This window comes from Plantimonas leprariae, from assembly GCF_008802405.1.
GTDB lineage: Bacteria > Pseudomonadota > Alphaproteobacteria > Rhizobiales > Rhizobiaceae > Plantimonas > Plantimonas leprariae.
The window spans coordinates 259,940-282,917 of the sequence record NZ_VZDO01000002.1; the positions used below are offsets into that span (position 1 = coordinate 259,940).

General features: G+C 65.4%; 22 protein-coding genes, 2 tRNA genes and 1 pseudogene. 1 reads left to right on the forward strand and 24 read right to left on the reverse strand.

What is annotated here, in order from left to right; all coding sequences use genetic code 11:
- Window positions 1-60 precede the first annotated feature (60 nt).
- The 23 genes and pseudogenes from proS to F6X38_RS03920 all read right to left on the reverse strand — a co-directional run bounded on the left by proS (window position 61) and on the right by F6X38_RS03920 (window position 22,212).
- A complete protein-coding gene (gene proS, locus F6X38_RS03810) occupies window positions 61-1,383 on the reverse strand; it encodes a proline--tRNA ligase (protein WP_150968207.1) in 1,323 nt (440 codons plus the stop codon).
- A gap of 426 nt (window positions 1,384-1,809) precedes the next feature.
- Window positions 1,810-2,079, reverse strand: a complete 270-nt coding sequence (locus tag F6X38_RS03815; RefSeq protein WP_150968208.1) for a DUF1467 family protein — start codon at window positions 2,077-2,079, stop codon at window positions 1,810-1,812.
- A gap of 4 nt (window positions 2,080-2,083) precedes the next feature.
- Entirely contained in the window at window positions 2,084-3,694 is a 1,611-nt protein-coding gene (locus F6X38_RS03820) for a ribonuclease J (RefSeq protein WP_150968371.1), read from the reverse strand.
- A gap of 125 nt (window positions 3,695-3,819) precedes the next feature.
- Window positions 3,820-4,614 (reverse strand): biotin--[acetyl-CoA-carboxylase] ligase, encoded by a 795-nt coding sequence (locus F6X38_RS03825; protein WP_246191183.1) that lies wholly within the window; start codon window positions 4,612-4,614, stop codon window positions 3,820-3,822.
- Window position 4,615: 1 nt separating this feature from the next.
- The gene (nuoN, locus tag F6X38_RS03830; RefSeq protein ID WP_150968210.1) at window positions 4,616-6,055 is read right to left on the reverse strand and encodes an NADH-quinone oxidoreductase subunit NuoN; all 1,440 of its coding nucleotides are present in this window, start codon (window positions 6,053-6,055) and stop codon (window positions 4,616-4,618) included.
- Window positions 6,056-6,068: 13 nt separating this feature from the next.
- On the reverse strand, window positions 6,069-7,577 hold the full coding sequence (locus tag F6X38_RS03835) for an NADH-quinone oxidoreductase subunit M (RefSeq protein WP_150968211.1): 1,509 nt from the start codon (window positions 7,575-7,577) through the stop codon (window positions 6,069-6,071).
- A gap of 5 nt (window positions 7,578-7,582) precedes the next feature.
- Entirely contained in the window at window positions 7,583-9,553 is a 1,971-nt protein-coding gene (nuoL, locus tag F6X38_RS03840; protein WP_150968212.1) for an NADH-quinone oxidoreductase subunit L, read from the reverse strand.
- Between the two features lie 7 nt (window positions 9,554-9,560).
- Complete coding sequence (nuoK, locus tag F6X38_RS03845; RefSeq protein ID WP_150968213.1) at window positions 9,561-9,869, reverse strand: NADH-quinone oxidoreductase subunit NuoK; 309 nt, start codon at window positions 9,867-9,869, stop codon at window positions 9,561-9,563.
- A 10-nt stretch (window positions 9,870-9,879) separates the two neighbouring features.
- Window positions 9,880-10,497, reverse strand: a complete 618-nt coding sequence (locus F6X38_RS03850) for an NADH-quinone oxidoreductase subunit J (protein ID WP_150968214.1) — start codon at window positions 10,495-10,497, stop codon at window positions 9,880-9,882.
- Between the two features lie 98 nt (window positions 10,498-10,595).
- The gene (nuoI, locus tag F6X38_RS03855; protein WP_150968215.1) at window positions 10,596-11,087 is read right to left on the reverse strand and encodes an NADH-quinone oxidoreductase subunit NuoI; all 492 of its coding nucleotides are present in this window, start codon (window positions 11,085-11,087) and stop codon (window positions 10,596-10,598) included.
- A 40-nt stretch (window positions 11,088-11,127) separates the two neighbouring features.
- Window positions 11,128-12,174 (reverse strand): NADH-quinone oxidoreductase subunit NuoH, encoded by a 1,047-nt coding sequence (nuoH, locus tag F6X38_RS03860; RefSeq protein ID WP_150968216.1) that lies wholly within the window; start codon window positions 12,172-12,174, stop codon window positions 11,128-11,130.
- Between the two features lie 10 nt (window positions 12,175-12,184).
- The gene (gene nuoG / locus F6X38_RS03865; RefSeq protein ID WP_150968217.1) at window positions 12,185-14,272 is read right to left on the reverse strand and encodes an NADH-quinone oxidoreductase subunit NuoG; all 2,088 of its coding nucleotides are present in this window, start codon (window positions 14,270-14,272) and stop codon (window positions 12,185-12,187) included.
- A 1-nt stretch (window position 14,273) separates the two neighbouring features.
- Window positions 14,274-14,582: a pentapeptide repeat-containing protein gene (locus F6X38_RS03870; protein WP_161992605.1), complete on the reverse strand. Its 309-nt coding sequence runs from the start codon at window positions 14,580-14,582 to the stop codon at window positions 14,274-14,276.
- Between the two features lie 8 nt (window positions 14,583-14,590).
- The gene (nuoF, locus tag F6X38_RS03875; protein ID WP_150968219.1) at window positions 14,591-15,904 is read right to left on the reverse strand and encodes an NADH-quinone oxidoreductase subunit NuoF; all 1,314 of its coding nucleotides are present in this window, start codon (window positions 15,902-15,904) and stop codon (window positions 14,591-14,593) included.
- 798 nt (window positions 15,905-16,702) lie between these two features.
- Window positions 16,703-17,479: pseudogene (nuoE, locus tag F6X38_RS23835) on the reverse strand (NADH-quinone oxidoreductase subunit NuoE); the annotation flags it as partial.
- A 96-nt stretch (window positions 17,480-17,575) separates the two neighbouring features.
- On the reverse strand, window positions 17,576-18,136 hold the full coding sequence (locus F6X38_RS03885) for a Uma2 family endonuclease (protein WP_210248876.1): 561 nt from the start codon (window positions 18,134-18,136) through the stop codon (window positions 17,576-17,578).
- A gap of 74 nt (window positions 18,137-18,210) precedes the next feature.
- Window positions 18,211-19,401, reverse strand: a complete 1,191-nt coding sequence (locus tag F6X38_RS03890) for an NADH-quinone oxidoreductase subunit D (protein WP_150968222.1) — start codon at window positions 19,399-19,401, stop codon at window positions 18,211-18,213.
- A 2-nt stretch (window positions 19,402-19,403) separates the two neighbouring features.
- Window positions 19,404-19,823, reverse strand: a complete 420-nt coding sequence (locus F6X38_RS03895) for a GFA family protein (RefSeq protein WP_246191184.1) — start codon at window positions 19,821-19,823, stop codon at window positions 19,404-19,406.
- 10 nt (window positions 19,824-19,833) lie between these two features.
- Entirely contained in the window at window positions 19,834-20,427 is a 594-nt protein-coding gene (locus F6X38_RS03900; protein ID WP_150968223.1) for an NADH-quinone oxidoreductase subunit C, read from the reverse strand.
- A gap of 37 nt (window positions 20,428-20,464) precedes the next feature.
- Window positions 20,465-21,049, reverse strand: a complete 585-nt coding sequence (locus F6X38_RS03905; RefSeq protein WP_161992606.1) for a NuoB/complex I 20 kDa subunit family protein — start codon at window positions 21,047-21,049, stop codon at window positions 20,465-20,467.
- Window positions 21,040-21,405, reverse strand: coding sequence for an NADH-quinone oxidoreductase subunit A (locus F6X38_RS03910; protein ID WP_150968224.1), 366 nt, complete (start codon window positions 21,403-21,405; stop codon window positions 21,040-21,042). The genes F6X38_RS03905 and F6X38_RS03910 overlap by 10 nt, the downstream gene beginning before the upstream one ends.
- Window positions 21,406-21,618: 213 nt before the next feature.
- Window positions 21,619-21,918 carry a helix-turn-helix domain-containing protein gene (locus tag F6X38_RS03915; RefSeq protein ID WP_246191185.1) on the reverse strand — a complete coding sequence of 100 codons (300 nt, stop codon included), beginning with the start codon at window positions 21,916-21,918 and terminating at the stop codon, window positions 21,619-21,621.
- Window positions 21,919-22,135: 217 nt separating this feature from the next.
- Window positions 22,136-22,212 (reverse strand) — tRNA-Asp (locus tag F6X38_RS03920).
- 205 nt (window positions 22,213-22,417) lie between these two features.
- Between F6X38_RS03920 and F6X38_RS03925 the strand changes: the two genes are divergently transcribed.
- Window positions 22,418-22,493: transfer RNA gene (locus F6X38_RS03925), tRNA-Val, on the forward strand.
- Window positions 22,494-22,642: 149 nt separating this feature from the next.
- Here F6X38_RS03925 and F6X38_RS03930 read toward each other — a convergent pair.
- Complete coding sequence (locus F6X38_RS03930; RefSeq protein ID WP_150968226.1) at window positions 22,643-22,927, reverse strand: HU family DNA-binding protein; 285 nt, start codon at window positions 22,925-22,927, stop codon at window positions 22,643-22,645.
- Between the last annotated feature and the right edge of the window lie 51 nt (window positions 22,928-22,978).

Consider the following 22,978-nt stretch of genomic DNA (forward strand, 5'->3'; position numbering starts at 1 on the left):
AGAACGGCTTGGTCTTCGGTGCGCCGCTGCCCGCGACCGCCGCGTCGAGGGTCGCGGTCGTCACGCGGAGAGCCGCCGGACGACGTCGCCGAGCGGCAGCGTCTCGCGGTCGCCGGTGGCGCGGAATTTCAGTTCCGCCTCGCCGGCCTTCGCGCCGCGCGGGCCGACGATCACCTGCACCGGCAGGCCGATGAGGTCCATCGTCGCGAACTTCGCGCCAGCTCGAGTGTCCTCGTCGTCGAGCAGCGGATCGAGCCCGGCGGCGACGCACTCGGCGTAGAGCTTGTCGCAGGCCGCGTCGCAATCGGCATCGCCCGGCTTCATGTTGACGATGCCGACATCGAAGGGCGCGACCGACTTCGGCCAGACGATGCCGGCCTCGTCGTGGCTCGCCTCGATGATCGCGGCGATGAGCCGGCTCGGCCCGATGCCGTAGGAACCCATGTGCACCGGCATTTGCCGGCCGTCCGGACCGGTCACTGTGGCGCCCATCGGCTCGGAATACTTCGTGCCGAAATAGAAGATGTGCCCGACCTCGATGCCGCGCGCCGCCAGCTTCTCGTCGTCCGGCACCGCGTTCCAGGCGGTCTCGTCGTGCATCTCGTCCGTCGCCGCGTAGGGGGTCGTCCAGGCGGTGACGATGTCCTGAAGCTGCGTCTCGTCGTGGAAATCGATGTCCTCGCCCGGCACCTGCAGCCCGAGATAGTCGCGGTGGCAGAAGACCTCGCTTTCGCCGGTGGAGGCGAGCACGATGAATTCGTGGCTGAGATCGCCGCCGATCGGCCCGGTATCGGCCCGCATCGGGATGGCCTGGAGGCCGCAGCGCTGGAAGGTGCGGAGATACGCGACGAACATCCGGTTGTAGGCGGTGCGGGCCGACTGCTGGTCGATGTCGAAGGAATAGGCATCCTTCATCAGGAACTCGCGGCCGCGCATGACGCCGAAGCGCGGGCGCACCTCGTCCCGGAACTTCCACTGGATGTGGTAGAGGTTCAGCGGCAGGTCCTTGTAGGAGCGGACGTAGGACCGGAAGATGTCCGTCACCATCTCCTCGTTCGTCGGCCCGTAGAGCAGGTCGCGGTCGTGCCGGTCGTTCAGCCGCAGCATCTCCTTGCCGTAGTCGTCGTAGCGGCCGCTCTCGCGCCAGAGATCGGCCGACTGGATCGTCGGCATCAGGATCTCCAGCGCGCCGGAACGGTCCTGCTCCTCGCGCACGATCCGGCAGACCTTGTCGAGCACGCGCTTGCCGAGCGGCAGGAACGAGTAGATGCCGGCCGACTGCTGGCGGATCATGCCGGCGCGCAGCATCAGCCGATGCGAGACGATCTCGGCTTCCTTCGGCGTTTCCTTCAGGATCGGCAGGAAATATTGCGACAAACGCATCGTCGGAGATCGGCCTTCGGCAACCGGCGTTCGAGCCGGTCCTAGACCGGCAAGATGGCGCGGAAATGGAACGCGCCCGGCGAACGGTCGCCGGGTCTCCGGCTCTTAGCGACTGCGGCCGCGAATGGAAAGCGATGCGGATGCGCCGAATCGTTGGGCACGGGTTGCCGAAGGTTTAACCGTCTTCGCTCACACCATCTCCGCTGCGAAAAACTTCGTGACAAGACACCGGTCCGCCATTAGGGTCCGGCCCCAGAACAAGGCGCAAAACGCGCGGCTTCAACGGTCTTGGCTTGGGAGGGCGCGGTTTCCGGCGCAGCTCACGCTGCTGCCCTGGACATTGTTCCGGTGTGAAACCCGGACCGGAAATTCACGATGCAAGGCTTCGGCCTTGCATTTTTTTTGCGCAGTCCGTCGCGAACCGCCCTACCCGGCGTGCGGGAAGAGCGTCGGGATGCTGTCGATGCCGAAGCCCAGCGTCTCGGTCACGAAGTAGTATGCGGCGAAGATCACGGTGGAGACCACCGTGGTCCAGAACGCCTTCCGCCAGAAGCTGAAGCTCGCCGGCGCGCCGTGATCGGTGCCGAGCACGACGTCGTTCTCTTCGGTCTGGGAGCGGACGCCGATCGGCAGGATGGCGAACAGCGCCGTCCACCAGATGATGAAGTAGATCGCGAGGGCGGTGATCCAGCCCACCGCTTCAGCTCCGCGCGAGGAATACGGTCACGAGTGGCTTCTTCCCCCAGGCGCTGTTGGCGGCAGCCCGCACGGCGCGGCGGGCCGCTTCGCGCACGACGTCGTCGTCCTTGCGGCGCTGCCGAGGGATGCTTTCGATCGCGCCGGCGACCGCGTCGATCAGCAGTTCCTCGAAATCCTCGCCCTGCGCGTCCGTACGCGGCATGCCCACGCAGACGACGTCCGGATCGTCGGCGAGTTCGTTGTTGGCGGCGAGTTGCAGCAGCACCGTCGCGTGGCCGGCATAGGAGAAGCGCCGCCGCTCGGCAATGCCCATCTCCTCCTCGTTGCCGATCAGCATGCCGTCGCGATAGATCCGTCCGACCGGCACCTCGTCGACGACCTCCGCCGCGCCGGGAGCCAGCTTCAGCATCCGTCCGTCGCGGATTTCGACCACCTGCCCGACGCCGAGCGTCTTGGCGAGTTCGGCATGGGCGCGAAGGTGCGCGCTCTCGCCGTGGACCGGAACCGCGATCCTCGGCTTTATCCACTCGTACATCTGGCGCAGTTCCGCGCGCCGCGGGTGGCCGGAGACGTGCACCAGCGCATCGCGATCCTCCAGGATGTCGATGCCGCGGCCGATCAGCATGTTCTGGATGTCGATGATGCCGCGCTCGTTGCCGGGAATGGTTCGGGAGGAGAAGATCACGAGATCGCCCTTCGAGAAGGCGATCTGCGGATGGTCGTCGCGCGCGATGCGGGCGAGCGCGGCGCGCGGCTCGCCCTGGCTGCCCGTCAGGAGGATCACCGCCTTGTCGCGCGGCAGGTAGCCGAACTCGCTCTCGTCCACGAATGGCGGCACGCCTTCGAGATAGCCGAGCTCGCCCGCGACATCGACCACGCGGCGCATCGAGCGGCCCATGATCAGCGTCTGCCGCCCCGCCGCAGCGGCGGCCAATGCCACGGCCCTCACCCGGCCGACATTGGACGAGAAGGTGGTGATGGCCACCCTCCCCGGCGCCTGCCGGATGATCTCCGTCAGCGAAGCGCCGACCTCGGACTCGGACGGCGACACGCCTTCGCGCATGGCGTTCGTCGAATCGCAAACGAGTGCGAGGACGCCTTCCTCGCCGATCTGGCGAAGGCGCGCCTCGTCGGTCGGCTCGCCGAGCGCCGGATGGTGGTCGATCTTCCAGTCGCCCGTATGGAGCACCGTGCCGAGCGGCGTGCGAATGGCGAGCGATACCGGCTCGGGGATCGAGTGCGTGACGTTGATCGCCTCGAGCGAGAAGGGCCCGACATCGAAGCGGTCGCCAGCCCGGAAGATCGTGACCGGGATCTTCGGCGCGCCCGGCTCGCCCTCGCGCTTCGACTGCAGCATGCCGGCGGTGAACGGCGTCGCCCAGACCGGCACCTTCAGGCGCGGCCACAGGCTGAGCAGCGCGCCGTAATGATCCTCGTGCGCGTGCGTGATCACGATGCCGAGAAGGTTCGCGCGCTCGGCTTCGAGAAAGGAGATGTCCGGCAGCACGAGTTCGACGCCGGGGAACTCCGGCCCGGCGAAGGAGACGCCGCAATCGATTGCGAGCCACTGCCGCTGATGCGGCGGCCCGAAACCGTAGAGGGCGAGATTCATGCCGATCTCGCCGACGCCTCCGAGAGGCAGAAATACCAGTTCGTTCAAGTCGAGGTCACTTCGGTTCAAGCGGCGGTCCGGCGCTTCGCGGAGGCGATGCGGCGGACCACCGAAACGGTTCGCGGCTACTGCGCCGCCACATGTCCATAGGTAGATGCGGCGTCGGCCGACGCCAGCGGAAAAACGTCGCCGGCTGAGATGGTGCGAACCGAGCCGCTCGGCTCCTTCAGCACCAGACGTCCGGCTTCATCGAGATCGGTAAAGGTCCCGTCGATCGAGCGGTCGGCGAGATTGACCCGGCAGGGTGCCCCGAGGCCGGCGGCATACTGCAGCCAGGCGAGACGGATGGCGGCGAAGTTCCGGCCGCGATCCCAGAGCGACAGCGCGGCCTCCAGCCCTTCGGCGACGCAGCCGAAGACCGCCGCGAGGTCGGCGCGGCAGCCTTCCTGCGCGAGGCTCGTCACCGGGTACGGCGTATCGGATGGGCAAGAAGCGACGTTGACGCCGATCCCGACGACGACAGCCATTCGGCCGCTCGGCAGTCGCTCGCTCTCGATGAGGATGCCGACTGCCTTCCGGCCGGAGACCAGCACGTCGTTCGGCCATTTGATCGCGATTGCCGGCTTCGTCGCATAGGGCAGAGCCGCCAGACCGTTGCGCACGCCGAGAGCCGCAACGAGCGGCAGGTTGCCGAGCGCGTCAGCCGGAGCGGGATCGATCAGAGCGACGCTCGCGAAAAGGTTGCCCGGCTCGGAAACCCAGCTCCGCGACCGCCGCCCCCTGCCGGCCGTCTGCCGCGCCGCCGTGATCCAGAGCGGGCCTGGATCGCCCGCCCGCGCGGCTTCCATCGCGACCGTGTTCGTCGAGCCGACCTCTTCGAACGCGAGGTGACGCCGGGACTGACGAGCGGTCGCCGTCACTTCAGAAGAAGCTGCGCGCCGCGACCTGCGCCGCCGCCAGCATCGGTCCCGCGACGAAGATGTAGGCCGGGAAGACGAAAAGCGTCGAAACGGCGAGGACGCCGCGCAGTTCGATGCTCGCCGGCACGAACGCATGGCTCGGCTCGTCGAACCACATCACCTTCACGATGCGAAGGTAGTAGAACAGGCTGACGACGGAGGTGACGACGCCGATGATGGCGAGCGGCCAAAGCCCGGCACCGACTGCGGCCATGAAGACGTAGTACTTCGCGATGAACCCGCCGAGCGGCGGCAGGCCCGCAAGCGACAGCATCATCACCGTCAGCGCCAGCGCCAGCGTCGGGTTGGACTGCGACAGGCCGTTCAACTCGTAGACGTCCTCGGTCATCTCGTCGCCGCGCCGCATCGACATGATCACCGCGAAGGTGCCGAGCGACATGATCATGTAGATCGCCATGTAGATGGCGACGCCGCGCACGCCCGCCTCGTCGCCGGCGGCGAGGCCGACCAGCGCGTAGCCCATGTGGCCGATCGAGGAATAGGCCATCAGCCGCTTGATGTTGCGCTGCCCGATCGCGGCGAAGGCGCCGAAGGCCATCGACAGGATCGAGATGAAGACGATCACCTGCCGCCAGTCGGCCACGAACGGCTCGAACGCGCCCATGAGGAAGCGCGTCAACAGGCCCATTGCCGCGACCTTCGAGGCGGAGGCGAAGAAGGCCGTGACCGGCGACGGCGAGCCTTCGTAGACGTCCGGCGTCCACATATGGAACGGCACGACAGAGAGCTTGAAGGCGAGGCCGGAGATGACAAAGACCAGACCGACGAGCAGACCGACCGAACGCGTCTCCGTGGTCAGCACCGATGCGATGGCGTCGAACTGCGTCTGGCCGGTGAAGCCGTACACCATCGACGCGCCGTAGAGCAGGATGCCGGACGAGAGCGCGCCGAGGATGAAGTATTTCAGCCCGGCCTCCGTCGACTTGATGGAGTCGCGGTTGAAGGCCGCGATGACGTAGGACGACAGCGAGAGCAGCTCCAGGCCCATGTAGAGGACGATCAGGTCGCCGGCCGAGACCATGACCATCATGCCAACCGTCGCCAGGCAGACCAGCACCGGAAACTCGAAGCGCGCGAAGCGCGGCGTCTCGGAATAGCCGACCGTCAGGATCAGCGAGGCGATCGAGCCGACGATCACCAGGATCTTCATGAAGCGGGCGAAGGCGTCGAGTTCGAAGGTGCCGTCGAAGGCCACCCCGTTCGGCGCACCGACGATGAGCCATATCGCGGTCAGGATCAGCAGTCCGACGCCGAGCGAGGTCATCAGCCGGGCGCTGCGCTCGCCGGCGAAGGCGCCGAACATCAGAAGCAGCATGGAGCCGACGCCGAGGAAAATCTCCGGCGCGACGATGGACAGGCTGGCGGAAAGGGCTTCGTTCATCGTCGGGAAACCCCTACTTCGCTTCGGCGACCTTGGAAGCGGCGTCGACCGCCGCCGAATAGTTCTGCACCACGGCCTGCACCGACGCTTCGGTGACGTGGAAGACCGGCATCGGATAGACCCCGTAGAACACGGTCAGGATCGCCAGCGGATAGAGTAGCGCCTTCTCGCGAGGGGACAGGTCCAGGATGTCTTTCAGGTTCTCCTTGGTCAGCGCCCCGAAGACGACGCGGCGGTAGAGCCACAGCGCGTAGGCTGCGGACCAGACGACGCCGGTCGCAGCGAAGATCGCGACCCAGGTGTTGACCCGGTAGACGCCGAGCATCGTCAGGAACTCGCCGACGAAACCGCTCGTGCCGGGCAGGCCGACATTCGCCATCGTGAAGATCAGGAAGGCCGCCGCATAGCCCGGCATGCGGTTGACGAGACCGCCATAGGCATCGATCTCGCGGGTGTGCATGCGGTCGTAGACGACGCCGACGCAGAGGAACAGCGCCCCGGAGACGAGGCCGTGGCTCAGCATCTGGAAGATCGCGCCCTGGATGCCCTGCTCGTTGGCCGAGAAGATGCCCATCGTCACGAAGCCCATATGGGCGACGGACGAGTAGGCGATCAGCTTCTTCATGTCGTCCTGCATCATCGCCGTCAGCGACGTGTAGATGATCGCGACGACCGACAGCGTGAACACGAAGGTGGAGAAGTACTCGGACGCGAGCGGGAACATCGGCACCGAGAAGCGCAGGAAGCCATAGCCGCCGAGCTTCAGGAGGATGCCTGCGAGGATCACCGAACCCGCGGTCGGCGCCTCGACATGCGCGTCCGGCAGCCAGGTGTGCACCGGCCACATCGGCATCTTCACCGCGAAGGAGGCGAAGAAGGCGAGCCACAGCCAGGTCTGCATGGAGGCCGGGAACTTGTACTGCAGCATGTCCGGGATCGAGGACGTGCCGGCGGTCCAGTACATCGCCATGATGGCGATGAGCATCAGCACCGAGCCGAGGAAGGTGTAGAGGAAGAACTTGTAGCTGGCGTAGACGCGCCGCTTGCCGCCCCAGACGCCGATGATCACGAACATCGGGATCAGGCCGCCCTCGAAGAAGATGTAGAAGAGGACGATGTCGAGCGCGCAGAACACGCCGATGACCAGCGTTTCCAGGATCAGGAACGCGATCATGTAGCTCTTGACGCGCTTCTGCACCGACTCCCAGCTCGCCAGGATGCAGATCGGCATCAGGAAGGTCGTCAGGATGACGAACAGCATGGAAATGCCGTCGACGCCCATGCGGTAGCCGATGCCGCCTTCGCTCATCCAGGCGACGTTCTCCGTCATCTGGAAGCCGGCCTGCGTCTTGTCGAAGCCGATCCAGATGAACAGCGAGACGACGAAGTTGAAAGCGGTGGTGATCAGCGCGATGCGCCGGATGTTGGTGCGGCCGAGTTCGGTCTCGTCGCTGGTGAAGGCGATGAGCGCGACGCCGACCAGCGGCAGGAAGGTGACGAGGGAAAGGATCGGGAAGTCCATCGCCTTCAGCGGCCTCCGACCATCATCAGCGTGACGAGGGCCGCGATGCCGATGAGCATCGCGAAGGCATAGTGGTAGAGGTAGCCGGACTGGATCCGCACGACCCGGTCGGTGACGTCGAGGACGCGCGCCGAAATGCCGTCGGGTCCGAGCCCGTCGATGACCTTCTGATCGCCGGTCTTCCAGAAGAAGCGGCCGAGCGCCTTCGCCGAGCGCACGAACACGACGTCGTAGAGCTCGTCGAAGTACCATTTGTTGAGGAGGAAACGGTACAGACCCGGATTCGTCGCGGCCGTCCGAGCCGGAAGGCTCTGCGAGCGGATGTAGAAGATCCAGGCGACGATGAAGCCGCCGGCCATCGCCAGGAACGGCGCGATCTTGATGAGGAACGGCGCCTCGTGCATCTCGTGCAGCACGTGGTTCTCCGCACCCGTGACGAGCGCGGCCCGCCAGAACTCGCCGTAGCCCTCCCCGATGAAGAAATGCTCAAACAGGATGCCGGCAAGCAGCGCGCCGGCGCCGAGCACGTAGAGCGGCACGAGCATCACCGGCGGCGACTCGTGGATGTGATGCATCACCTCATGGCTGGCCCGCGGCTTGCCATGGAAGGTCATGAAGATCAGGCGCCAGGAGTAGAAGCTGGTCAGCGCCGCGGCGATGATTGTCAGCCCGCAGGCGTAGACCGCGAAGGCATTGTCACCGGCCCAAGTCGACTCGATGATCGCGTCCTTCGAGTAGTAGCCGGCGGTGAAAGGGAAGCCGGTCAGCGCCAGCGTGCCGATGACCATCATCCAGTAGGTCTTCGGGATGTGCTTCCTGAGGCCGCCCATGTTGCGCATGTCCTGCTGGTCCGAGACGGCATGGATCACCGAGCCGGCGCCGAGGAACAAGAGCGCCTTGAAGAAGGCGTGGGTGAAAAGGTGGAAGATCGCCGGGCCGTAAGCGCCGACGCCGAGAGCGGCGAACATGTAGCCGAGCTGCGAACAGGTCGAATAGGCGATGACGCGCTTGATGTCGTTCTGCACGAGGCCGATCGTCGCCGCGAAGAACGCGGTCGTCGCGCCGATGAAGGTCACGAAGGTCAGCGCCGGGTGGCTGAGCTCGAAGATCGGCGACATGCGGGCGAGCATGAAGACGCCGGCCGTCACCATCGTCGCGGCGTGGATCAGCGCGGAGACCGGGGTCGGGCCTTCCATCGCGTCCGGCAGCCAGGTGTGGAGGCCAAGCTGCGCCGACTTGCCCATCGCGCCCATGAACAGTAGCAGGCAGATCGCGGTGACGAAGCCGCCGGTGGAGAGCGTGTAGTTCGCGAAATGGAACATCGGCGCGGCCGCCGCCTCGCCGCCGCCCTCGCCGAGCTTCGTCGCGAGATCGGCCGCGCCGGCGAAGATCGTGTCGAAATTCACGGAGCCGAACAGGACGAAGATGCCGAAGATGCCGAGCGCGAAGCCGAAGTCGCCGACGCGATTGACGATGAAGGCCTTCATCGCGGCGGCGCTGGCCGAGGGCTTCTTGTACCAGAAACCGATCAGCAGGTAGGAAGCGAGACCGACGCCTTCCCAGCCGAAGAACATCTGCACGAGATTGTCCGACGTCACCAGCATCAGCATGGCGAAGGTGAACAGCGACAGGTAGCAGAAGAAGCGCGGCCGATGCGGGTCGTGGTGCATGTAGCCGATCGAGTAGACGTGCACGAGCGCCGAAACGGTGTTGACGACGACGAGCATCACCAGCGTCAGGCGGTCGATGCGCAGCGACCACGATACGTCAAGGCTGCCCGCCTGCATCCACTGCAAGATGGCATGGCTCTGCGGGGCTTCCGGCGCGAGGAACAGGAACGCGATCCAGGACAGGACGGCGGCGACGATCATCAGTCCTGACGTCACATATTCGGACGCCTTCGCGCCGATCGAGTTGCCGAGGAAGCCGACGATCAGGAAGCCGGCGAGCGGCAGAAGAACGATGAGGGCGTACATGCGTCCGTCAGCCTTTCATCGTGGACACGTCGTCCACCGCGATGGAGCCGCGATTGCGGAAGAACACGACGAGGATCGCCAGCCCGATCGCGGCTTCCGCCGCCGCGACGGTCAGGATGAACAGCGCGAAGACCTGCCCCGCCAGATCGTGCAAGAAGGCCGAGAACGCCACGAGGTTGACGTTGACCGACAACAGGATCAGCTCGACCGACATCAGGATCGTGATGATGTTCTTGCGGTTGAGAAAGATGCCGAAGACGCCCGTGACGAAGAGGATCGCGCCGACGGTGAGGTAGTGCCCGAGACCGATGACCATTTGCCGTCCCTCAGATGCCCTGCCCGCTCTTGACCTTGCGGATTTCGATCGCCGTCGCCGGATTGCGTGCCACCTGCTGCGGGATCGACTGCCGGCGCGTCTTCGCCGAGTGGCGAAGCGTCAGCACGATCGCGCCGACCATCGCGACGAAGAGGATGAGGCCCGCGAGCTGGAAGAGCAGGATGTAGCGCGTGTAGAGCACGTGCCCGAGCGCCTCGATGTTCGTCACCTGATCGATCGGCGGCGTCGGCATGGCCGTCACGATGCTCGGCCCCGGCGTGTAGTAGTTGCCGGACACGGCGATGACGAGTTCGGCGAAGACCACGAGACCGATAATCGCGCCGACAGGCGCGTAGTTCAGCGCGCCGCGCTTCAGTTCCTTGAAATCGACGTCGAGCATCATGACCACGAACAGGAACAGGACGGCGACCGCGCCGACATAGACGACGATCAGCAGCAGCGCGAGGTACTCGGCTCCGGTCAGCAGGAACAGGCCTGCCGCCGCGACGAAGGTGAGGATCAGGAACAGGACGGAGTGGACCGGGCTGCGCGAGAACACGACCATCAGCGCGGAGCCGACCGCGATGAAGGCGAAGATGTAGAAGAAGAGCGCCTGCAGGCCGAGCATCGCCGGTGTCCTAGGAAGCGTTGTTCCGGGGCGAGCCCGGAGAGCGGCGGGTAACGGACAGCGCGCCGGCCGCGAAGGACCGGCGCGATATCGGCGGCTTAGCGGTAAGGCGCATCCAGCGCAATGTTCCGCGCGAGCTCCCGCTCCCAGCGGTCGCCGTTCGCGAGGAGCTTTTCCTTGCTGTAGTAGAGCTCTTCGCGGGTTTCCGTCGAGAACTCGAAGTTCGGCCCTTCGACGATCGCATCGACCGGGCAGGCTTCCTGGCAGTAGCCGCAGTAGATGCACTTCACCATGTCGATGTCGTAGCGGACCGTGCGACGCGTGCCGTCGTTGCGCCGCGGACCGGCCTCGATGGTGATCGCCTGCGCCGGACAGATCGCCTCGCAGAGCTTGCAGGCGATGCAGCGCTCCTCGCCGTTCGGATAGCGGCGCAGCGCGTGCTCGCCCCGGAAGCGCGGACTGACCGGCCCCTTCTCGAACGGATAGTTGATCGTCGCCTTCGGGGCGAAGAAGTAGCGCATCGTCAGTTTGATCGCGGCGAGGAACTCCGCGAGAAACAGCGACCGGACGGTCTGGGAAATGGCATTCATGGGTGGCCTTGAACGGTTCGAGGCTTGGGCGACGGCCGGATCAGCCGGTCGCCCCCGTGAGTTTGACGACGAAGGCGGTGATCACGACCATCGCGATGGAGATCGGCAGGAAGACCTTCCAGCCAAGGCGCATCAACTGGTCGTAGCGGTAGCGAGGCACGAAGGCCTTCACCAGCGCGAACATGAAGAAGACCAGCGCGACCTTCAGCAGGAACCAGATCACACCCGGTACCCAGGTGAACGGCGCGAAGTTGAACGGCGGCAGCCACCCCCCAAGGAAGAGGATGGTGGTGAGGCAGCACATCAGGGTGATGGCCGCATACTCGCCGAGCATGAACATCATGTAGGGGGTCGAGCCGTATTCCACCATGAAGCCGGCGACGAGCTCCGACTCCGCTTCCGGCAGGTCGAACGGCGGCCGGTTCGTCTCGGCAAGCGCCGAGATGAAGAACACGATGAACATCGGGAACAGCGACAGCCAGTGCCAGTCGAGGAAGGTGTTCGGCAGGCCGACCATCGTCCCGATGCCGGTCTGCTGCGCCAGCACGATATGGGTGAGGTTCAGCGAGCCGACGCAAAGCAGCACGGTGACGATCACGAAGCCGATCGAAACCTCGTAGGAGACCATCTGCGCCGCCGAGCGGAGCGCGCCGAGGAAGGCGTATTTCGAGTTCGACGCCCAGCCGCCCATGATGACGCCGTAGACCTCGAGCGACGAGATGGCGAAGATGTAGAGGACGCCGATATTGATGTCGGCGATCACCCAGCCGTTCGCGACCGGCACCACCGCGAAGGTCGCGAGCGCCAGCGTCACGGCGACGAGCGGGGCCAGCAGGAACACCGGCTTGTCGGCGGTGGCCGGGATCACCGGCTCCTTCAGGACGAACTTCAGGAGATCGGCGAAGGACTGGAACAGGCCGAACGGCCCGACGACGTTCGGGCCGCGCCGCATCTGCACCGCCGCCCAGATCTTGCGATCGGCGAGCAGGATGTAGGCGATCAGGACGAGGAGGACGACGAGGAACAGGACGCTTTGGGCGAGGATGACGATCGCCGGCCAGACGTAGAACGAGAAGATGTCGGTCATGGTCCCGTCCCTACTCCGCCGCTTCCACGGCTTCCAGATGCTCGCGGCTGGCAAGCTTCGAGCATTCCGCCATGACCTTCGAGGCGCGGGCGATCGGGTTCGTCAGGTAGAAGTCGGCCACCGACGAGGCGAAGGTCGTGCCCTTCCCGGCATCCGCGCCGCGATCCGCGATGCCGCGCAGCACCGACGCGTCCGCCGCCACGACGGCATCGGAGCGATAGTTCGGATGTTCGGCGTAGACCTCGCGCCGCAGCGCACCCAGCGAGTCGAAGGGCAGCGTCTTGCCGAGCACGGCCGACAGCGCCCGGAAGATCGCCCAGTCCTCCTTGGCATCGCCGGGCGGAAAGGCGGCGCGACCGCCGGTCTGCGCCCTGCCCTCGACGTTCACCCAGGTGCCGGACTTCTCCGTATAGGCGGCGGCCGGCAGGATGACGTCGGCGCGGTGCGCGCCCTTGTCGCCGTGCGTGCCGACGTAGACCACGAACGAGCCGGCCGCGATCTCGATCTCGTCCGCCCCGAGGTTGAACAGGACGTCGACGCCGCCAACCGCCATCTCGGCGGCGGTCTTGCCGCCGTCCTGCGGCACGAAGCCGATGTCGAGGCCGCCGACCCGCGATGCCGCGGTGTGAAGCACGTTGAAGCCGTTCCAGCCGTCCGCCACCGCGCCGACATCGTGCGCGAGCCGGAGCGCCGCGCCGAGCACGCCCGCGCCGTTCTCGCCGCTCAGCGCGTTGCCGCCGACGATGATCATCGGCTTCGCGGCACCCTTCAGCGCGTCGTAGAATTGCCGGCTGGAGCCGGCGACATCCGAGAGCGTATCGATGCCGGCGCCGAGATAGAGCGTCTCGTAGCGAAGGTTCGCGTTTTCGCCTATCACCGCGACCGGGAAATTACCCTGCCGCCAGCGGCGGCGGATGCGGGCGTTCAGGACCGAGGCCTCGAAGCGCGGATTGGCGCCGACGATCAGCAGCGCGTCGGCATCTTCGATGCCCGCTATCGAGGTGTTGAACAGGTAGGAGGCGCGCCCGTCCGCCGGATCGAGCTTGGAGCCGTCCTGCCGGCAGTCGAGATTGCCGCTGCCGAGCGACTGCACCAGCCGCTTCAGCGCCCACATGTCCTCGACCGCCGCTAGATCGCCGGCGATCGCGCCGATGCGCTCGCCCGCCGTTCCGTCGACCTTCGCCTTGATCGCGGCGAAGGCCTCCGGCCACGAGGCCGGCCGCAGCCGGCCATTCTCGCGGATATACGGCTTGTCGAGGCGCTGGGTGCGCAGGCCGTCCCAGACGAAGCGGGTCTTGTCGGAGATCCACTCCTCGTTGATCGCCTCGTTGGTGCGCGGCAGGATGCGCATGACCTCGCGGCCGCGCGTGTCGACGCGGATCGAGGAGCCGACCGCATCCATCACGTCGATCGTCTCGGTTTTCGTCAGCTCCCATGGCCGCGCCTGGAAGGCATAGGGACGCGAGGTCAGCGCGCCGACCGGGCAGAGGTCGATGACGTTGCCTTGGAGCTCCGACGTCATCGCCTGTTCGAGATAGGTCGTGATCTCGGCATCCTCGCCGCGACCGACGAGGCCGAGCTCCGAGATGCCGGCAACCTCGGTGGTGAAGCGGACGCAGCGCGTGCAATGGATGCAGCGCGTCATGATCGTCTTCACCAGCGGGCCGATATACTTGTCCTCGACGGCGCGCTTGTTCTCGCGGTAGCGCGAGGACGAGACGCCGTAGGCCATCGCCTGGTCCTGCAGGTCGCACTCGCCGCCCTGGTCGCAGATCGGGCAGTCGAGCGGATGGTTGATCAGCAGGAACTCCATCACGCCCTCGCGGGCCTTCTTCACCATCGGCGTGTCGGTGAAGATCTCCGGCGCCTCGCCGTTCGGGCCGGGGCGCAGGTCCTTGACGCCCATCGCGCAGGACGCCGCCGGCTTCGGCGGCCCGCCCTTCACCTCGATGAGGCACATGCGGCAGTTGCCGGCGATCGACAGCCGCTCGTGGAAGCAGAAGCGCGGCACCTCGGCCCCGCCCGCCTCCGCCGCCTGCAGCAGCGTGAAGTGGTCCGGAACCTCGATCTCGTTGTTGTTGACCTTGATCTTGGTCATCTCAGTTCATGCCCCGCTTGGCCGTCGCGCCGATGCCGATCAATGCAGCGATATCGACGCCGTTGATCACCAGCCCTTCGACGACCGCATTCTCGAACCGCACGTTCGTCAGGTCGACATTCGCGAACTTGGCATCGCTGAGGTCCGCGTTCGTGACTGCAATCTCTGCAAGATCGACGTTGTCGAGCTCCGAGCCCGAGAGATCGACGTTCGCGAACCGCGCTTCCGACAGATCGCAATCGGAAAAGAGCGAGCTCGACACGTCCGACTTCTGGACGGTCAGGATTTCAGCCCGGCCGATGATCTCCACCATCCGCCCTACTCCGCCGCTTCCAGCATCGTCGGCGCGTTGACGCGCGGCGTGGCGTTGCGGCTGTAGTCGTCGATCCGCTTCTCCACCTCGGCGCGGAAGTGGCGGAAGAGGCCCTGGATCGGCCAGGCCGCAGCATCGCCGAGCGCGCAGATCGTGTGGCCTTCCACCTGCTTCGTCACGTCAAGCAGCATGTCGATCTCGCGCTTCTCCGCGTTGCCGACGACCATGCGCTCCATCACGCGCCACATCCAGCCGGTGCCCTCCCGGCACGGCGTGCACTGGCCGCAGCTCTCGTGCTTGTAGAAGTAGCTGAGGCGCGCGATCGCCCGGACGATGTCGGTAGACTTGTCCATGACGATCACCGCCGCCGTGCCGAGCGAGGTCTTGATCTCGCGCAATCCGTCGAAGTCCATCGGCGCGTCGATGATGTCCTTCGCCGGCACGACGGGCACCGACGCACCGCCGGGGATGACGGCGAGAAGGTTGTCCCAGCCGCCGCGAATGCCGCCGCAGTGCTTCTCGATCAGCTCGCGGAAGGAGATGCCCATCGACTCCTCGACGGTGCAGGGCTTCTCCACATGGCCCGAGATGCAGAAGAGCTTGGTGCCGGTGTTGTTCTGCCGGCCGATGCCGGCGAACCACGCGCCGCCACGGCGCAGGATGGTCGGCGCGACCGCGACCGACTCGACGTTCGCCACCGTCGTCGGGCAGCCGTAGAGACCCATGTTCGCCGGGAACGGCGGCTTCAGGCGGGGCTGGCCCTTCTTGCCTTCGAGGCTTTCGAGCAGCGCCGTCTCCTCGCCGCAGATATACGCGCCCGCGCCATGGGACACGATCACGTCGAAGTCCCAGCCGCACTTGTTGTCGAGCCCGAGGATGCCGGCGTCGTAGCACTCGTCGATGGCGAGCTGCAGCGCCTCGCGCTCGCGGATGTATTCGCCGCGCACATAGATGTAGGCAGCATGCGCACCCATGGAGAAGCCGGCGAGCAGGCAGCCCTCGATCAGCGTGAACGGATCGTTCCGCATGATCTCCCGGTCCTTACAGGTGCCGGGCTCCGACTCGTCGGCGTTGACGACGAGGTAGTGCGGGCGCTCGCCGACTTCCTTCGGCATGAACGACCATTTGAGTCCGGTCGGGAAGCCGGCGCCGCCGCGACCGCGGAGGCCCGACGCCTTCATCTCGTTGATGACCCAGTCGCGGCCCTTGCCGACGATGTCCTTGGTACCGTCGAAATGGCCGCGCGACATCGCGCCCTTCAGGCTCTTGTCCTTCAGGCCGTAGATGTTGGTGAAGATGCGGTCCTTGTCCTCAAGCATCATGCCGCTCCCGCCTCACCCGCGCTCGCCGGAACGGCCGGCCGCGAGGTCCTTCGCCTGCTCGATCCAGCGGTCGCGCAAAGCCCGGCCATGGAAGTTGATATGATCGTCGACCCAGACAAGCTCTTCGACCGACCATGCGGCGATCTGCCTGAAATGGAAAACGCCGATCTCGTTCAAGGTCTTCTCGATCACCGGGCCGATGCCGCGGATAGCCTTGAGGTCGTCCTTCTCGCCATCCGGCTGCTCCAGCAGACCGGCCGGCTTCTGGCCGATCGGCTTTGGCCCGCTCGTTTCCAGCGTTCCCTCGACCGCCGGCGAGGCTTCGCGCTTCTGCGCTTCGGCTTCGGCGTTGGTTTCGAGGACGTCCGACGCCGCGGGACCGGCGGGGACCACGTCGTCGGTCACCCGCTTCGCTTCCACCGGCGGCGCGATGTCCTCGGCCGCCCGCGTTCCCTCGGGCGCATCCGGCAAGCCATCGGAGGACTTGCCGGCCCGATGTGCGTCGCCCGCCGGTACGCCGTGGTCCGACGCGTGATCCACCGGATCGACCTTTTTGTGATCCTGGACGACCGCCTCGTCGTCGGCCTGCCCCTTCGCGCCGAGCGGGCCATCGCGTCGGACGGTATCGGCATCCTTCGACGCCGAACCCCGATCGAGCGCGTCCTTGTCCTTATCGAGCGCGCCGGTCGGCCCCTGCTGCGTACCGCCGGTCTCGCCATTGCCCGGTCGGTCCGCACCTTCCGCCACGTCGATCTTGTGGCTCGCCTCGACCTGCTGCGGCACGTTGCCGTTCGTCGCCTTGCCGGGGGCCGACATCGAAGCGTCCGTCTCGGGCGCATGCGTGTCGGGGCGTGCGGCCTGCGATTCCGGACCGACCGCACCGCCGGACCCGCTGCCTTGGTGCGGAGCGCCTTCGGCGGCAGGACCTGAATCGGCTCCCGCCTGCGTGCCCTGCGATCCCTCTTCGGACAACAGCGTCGTGGGCCCGCCGATCGGCGCCGAGAGATGCCGGTCGATCTGCGGGCCGGCCGGGACGCTCGGCCCCTCCCCGCGCGCGAAGGCATCAATGATTTCTTCCAGCCGTTCCGGCGTCAGATCCTCGTAGGTATCCTTGAAGATCATCACCATCGGCGCGTTCACGCAGGCGCCCAGGCACTCGACCTCTTCCCACGACAGGGTTCCGTCGTCGTTCGTATGGAACTGGTCGTGATGGATCTTCTTGCGGCAGACTTCCTTCAGCGCGTCCGAGCCGCGCAGCATGCACGGCGTCGTACCGCAGACCTGCACATGCGCCCTGGTGCCGACCGGCTTCAACTGGAACTGCGTGTAGAAAGTCGCAACTTCGAGGACGCGGATCAGCGGCATGCGGAGCTTGTCGGCGACGTGCTCAATCGCCGCCTTCGTCACCCAGCCTTCCTGCTCCTGCGCCCGCATGAGCAGCGGGATCACCGCGGACTGCTGGCGGCCTTCGGGAAAGCGGTCGATCGTCTTTTCGGCCCAGGCGCTGTTCTCGTCGGTGAAGGCAAAGCGCGCCGGCTGGACGGCATCTTCCGCGAGGCGTCTGACGGACATCGAACTTGGTTCGCTTCTAAACCGCGATTGCTGCGCCGCGTTCTAACACAGGCTTTTCAAAAGGCCAGTGGTGGAAAGGCGCACGGCAGGCCTGCGTCAGATGGTGGACGGCCGGAACGTTTCGTCTTCGAAGAACGACGAAACAACGACGCTGAAACCCGGCGGAGAGAGCTCGATTTCGCCTTCCTCGACAATCCGGGTCGCGATGTCGCGACTCGAAGCTTTACGCTGATGATGAACGACCGTGCGCCGCTCCGGGTAGACGAGCAGATAATGCTCAACGCTAGGGAGGCCGAAATACTCTATCAGCTTATCGCGACCATCCCGCGTGACACTGCCACGCGAAACCACTTCGACCAGGACGATAGGCGCGGTCAGCCAGACGGCATCGTCATCCATCGGTTCGCATTGCACCGATACGTCCGGAATGCGGGACGTGTACTCGCCGATCTTCGTGCCGACACCGTCCAGAAATGCCCTGCATGACAGGCCTGCCGTTGCGATCGCACGCCTGAACTCGTTCCAGATGAAGCCCTTTGCATCCGTATGCCGCGGCGTCTGCGGCGCCATCATTCTGACGGGAACACCGTCGACCAGTTCCCACCGTTCGTCGTCGTCCCGCGCAGCACACCATTCGACGAACTCGTCGACGGTCATGTTTGGCTTGTTCGGTTTCGGTAGCGCGCTCATGCCATGACCTTAGCACAGAAGCCGTACATACCGGATCCGGATTACCGGTCTACCTCGCCGAACACGATGTCGAGGGAGCCGAGAATGGCGGAGACGTCGGCCAGCATGTGGTGACGGCACATGAAGTCCATCGCCTGCAGATGCGCGAAGCCCGGCGCGCGGATCTTGCAGCGGTACGGCTTGTTGGTGCCGTCCGAAACGAGATAGACGCCGAACTCGCCCTTCGGTGCCTCGACCGCCGCATAGACCTCACCGGCCGGCACGTGGAAGCCTTCGGTATAGAGCTTGAAATGGTGGATCAGCGACTCCATCGAGCGCTTCATCTGCGCCCGCTTCGGTGGCACCACCTTGCCCTTCGGCGAATTCAGCGGTCCGGCACCTTCCGGCCCGCGCAGCTTCTCCACGCACTGCTTCATGATCTTCGCGGACTCGCGCATCTCGACCATGCGGATCAGGTACCGATCGTAGCAGTCGCCGTTCTTGCCGACCGGAATGTCGAAATCCATCTCGGAATAGCACTCGTAGGGCTGGCTCTTCCGCAGGTCCCAAGCCGCGCCGGAGCCGCGCACCATCACGCCCGAGAAGCCCCGCGCCCAGCATTCGTCCAGCGACACGACACCGATATCGACGTTGCGCTGCTTGAAGATGCGGTTGTCGGTCAAAAGGCCTTCGATGTCGTCGCAGGTTTTCAGGAACGGATCGCACCATGCACCGATGTCGTCGATCAGTTCCGGCGGCAGGTCCTGATGGACGCCGCCCGGCCGGATGAAGGCCGCGTGCATGCGTGAACCGGAAGCGCGCTCGTAGAAGACGACGAGCTTCTCGCGCTCCTCGAAGCCCCAGAGCGGCGGGGTCAGCGCGCCGACGTCCATCGCCTGCGTCGTGACGTTCAGGAGATGCGACAGGATGCGGCCGATCTCGCAAAACAGGACGCGCACGAGCTGGCCGCGCTTCGGCACTTCCAGCCCCAGCAGCTTCTCGATGGCAAGGCAGTAGGCGTGGTCCTGGTTCATCGGCGCCACATAGTCGAGGCGGCCGAAGTACGGCGTGCCCTGCACGAAGGTCTTCTGCTCGAGGAGCTTCTCCGTGCCGCGGTGGAGGAGGCCGATATGCGGGTCTACCCGCTCGACCATCTCGCCGTCGAGTTCCAGCACGAGGCGCAGCACGCCGTGCGCCGCCGGATGCTGCGGGCCGAAATTGATGTTGAAGTTGCGGACGTCGACCTCGGCCATGCTCAGGCCCCTTCTCCGGCCACGGACGCGAGGAACTCGCTCCCGGTCATTTTTCTGGTATCGTTGGCGAAAGCGTAGGTCGCCGGCTTCTCGTCGATGTAGATCTCGCTCGTGAACCTGAAGCGAGAAGGATCGTCGAAGGCCGAAAGGCATGCCGCGACGTGGCTACCGTCCTGCATGCGCCAGAACAGACTTGAGCCGCAGGTGCGGCAGAAGACGCGTTCGCCGTATTCCGAGGACCGATAGACGCCGAGCGCGGCTTCGTCGCCGATCTCGAGCGACTCGCACTCCACCGCCATGAAGACGCCGCCGCTCCACCGCCGGCACATGCCGCAGTGACAGACGCCCATCTCATCGTTCTTCGGAACGGCGGTGAAGCGCACCGAACCACAAAGACAACCGCCGGGAAGACCCTCGCTCACCGTGTCGGCCTCAATTCGCCTTCGACTTCTCGTCGCCCGGCAGCACGTAGTCGGTGCCCTCCCATGGCGACAGGAAATCGAAGTTGCGCATCTCCTGACGAAGCTGGACCGGCTCGTAGACGACCTGCTTCACCGCCTCGTCGTAGCGGACTTCGACGAAGCCCGTCATCGGAAAGTCCTTGCGCAGCGGATAGCCGTCGAAACCGTAGTCGGTCAGGATGCGGCGCAGGTCCGGGTGGCCGGAGAACAGGATGCCGTAAAGGTCGAACGCCTCGCGCTCGTACCAGTCCGCCGCCGGGAAGACAGGCGTCGCGGAAGGCACCAGATCGTCCTCGCCGGCCATCACCTTCACGCGGATGCGCTGGTTCCGGTAAGGCGAAAGCAGGTGATAGACGACGTCGAAGCGCTGCTCGCGCTCCGGATAGTCCACGCCGCAGATGTCGATGAACGACACGAAGCGCAGGCTCGGGTCGTCCCGGAGCCGGCGCAAGGTCTCCACCAGCGCTCCGGCCGGAACGGTCAGCGTCAGCTCGCCGTAGCGGATCGCATGGTTCGCGGTGTCTTCGCCGAGGACGCGGCGGACTTCGTTGGACAATTCTTCCATGGGATCGGCCGTTCCTGCGTAGTACGTGCGAAGCCGCTCAGCGCTCGATCGTGCCGGTGCGACGGATCTTCTTCTGCAGGAGAAGGATGCCGTAGACCAGCGCCTCCGCCGTCGGCGGACAGCCCGGCACGTAGATGTCGACCGGCACGATGCGATCGCAGCCGCGCACCACCGAATAGGAATAGTGGTAGTAACCGCCGCCATTGGCGCAGGAGCCCATCGAGATGACGTAGCGCGGTTCCGGCATCTGGTCGTAGACCTTGCGGAGCGCGGGCGCCATCTTGTTGGTCAGCGTCCCGGCGACGATCATCACGTCCGACTGGCGCGGAGAGGCGCGCGGCGCGAAGCCGAAGCGCTCCAAATCGTAGCGCGGCATCGATGCCTGCATCATCTCCACCGCGCAGCAGGCGAGACCGAACGTCATCCACATCAGCGAGCCCGTGCGCGCCCACTGGATCAGGTCTTCCGTCGAGGTGACGATGAAGCCCTTGTCGGCCAGCTCGTCGTTGACCTCGGTCAGGAACGGATCGGCAGCCGGCTTCACCGTCAGCGGTTGCGCCGAGCCGAGATCCGTCATCTGCGCGCGCAGGAGCGACGCCTCGAATCCGTCCTTCAGTCCCATTCCAGGGCACCCTTCTTCCATTCGTAGACGAAGCCGACCGTGAGGACGCCCAGGAACACCATCATCGACCAGAAGGCATACCAGCTGATCGTGCCGAACGTCGCCGCCCACGGGAACAGGAAGGCGACTTCGAGGTCGAAGATGATGAACAGGATCGAGACGAGATAGAATCTCACGTCGAACTTGATGCGCGAGTCGTCGAAGGCATCGAAACCGCACTCGTAGGCCGACAGCTTCTCGTCGTCCGGTGCCTTGAAGGCGATGAGGAACGGCGAAACCAGCAGCGCACAGCCGATGAGCAGCGCGACGCCGACGAAGATCACGATCGGAAGATAGGATCCGAGCAGTTGGGACATGGGTCGTTTTCCGGACGCGTCTCGCGCGGGGTCGAGCCGCCGGAAACGCAATAGCCGGCTCGATGCCGCTTCGACAACTCTTTCGTGGAGATACGTCGAAAAGAACCGGAATCAATGCGTCCGAAAGCCGCCCATGAAAGCAGGCGCCCGCTTCTGCCCAGGCGCACGATCGGAAACGGCGCGCCCATCCGCTGGCGGCGGACAGGACGAACGTCAGGCTCGGTCGGCGGCCCGCGCTCCCTGCGCGTTTCGAGCGCTGGAGGCGGCCGGCTCCGCAACGCTGGCTTCGTCCAGATCCTCGAAGAAGTATGCGGGACCGACGCCGAGGTGCCGCGCCAGCAGATACAGCCGGCTGGCACTGATCCGGTTCATCCCGGTCTCGTATTTCTGGATCTGCTGATAGCTGACCGCCACCGAAGCGCCGAGCTCTTCCTGCGTCAGCCCCTTGTCCAGGCGAAGTGAACGGAGCCGCTGTCCGACGTGAACATCGATGGGATTGCTCTTGAGAGACACAAGCTTACCCGTATCAAAGACAATACCGTCTCTTTAATTCAATCCCGAGTCTCGTATACCCACCAAAGGTTGCGCGACCACATTCTTCGGCTATTCCACGCCTTCGAATGCCCAAAGCACATATGCTGCGCCCGGCCTCGATCCGCAACGAATGCGTCTCGGCACGAAAACGCGAGCAACCGCGTGAGGATTCGATCGGATAATGGGCATGGCTCAATGGCGCGAGTGACGGGGCTCGAACCCGCGACCTCCGGCGTGACAGGCCGGCACTCTAACCGACTGAGCTACACCCGCGCTTGGCTCGCGAACCGTTCCGGCTCGCGGCGTGAGGGGTGTCTACGGGACGCCATTTTTGCTGTCAAGCGAGCTCGCGCGCCATTCGTGCGAACCGACGCGGAAAAGCCTGCGACAGTGCGCGCGCCGATGCGGCGCATGGCTCGATACCGGCCTATCAACCTTGTTTTCCCGCTGCGAACGGCCTATCGAGGACAGCGCAGGCGGGCGATTAGCTCAGTTGGTAGAGCGCCTCGTTTACACCGAGGATGTCGGCGGTTCGAGTCCGTCATCGCCCACCACTTTTCGGCGATTCGTAGGCCGGCCGGGCCGAGGCGGCCGTGAGGCGACGGTCGGATACGGTACCCGTGCAGTTCCGCCCTTTGCGGCAAGCGACGGTTCGGCCGGAACCGTCGCTTCAGCAGGCTGCGTTCGGGACTCGGAGGATTACTTACTTGCCCGCTTTGTTCACGGCATCCTTCAAGGACTTGCCAGGCGCGAAGCGCGGAACGTTGCGAGCCGGAATATTGACCTCGGCGCCAGTCGACGGGTTGCGGCCCTTGGACGCCGCGCGATGCGAAACCGAGAACGTTCCGAAACCGACGAGGCGAATGTCGTCCCCTTTGCCGAGGGCGGTCTGCAGGGCGTCGAACACCGCGTCGACCGCCGACGTCGCCTGCTGGCGCGACAGTTCGGTCTTGTCGGCGACCTGGGAAACGAGCTCGTTCTTGTTCATGCGTCCATCTCCTGACCAAGTGCAAACGGCTGCACGGGGCCGGGACGATGG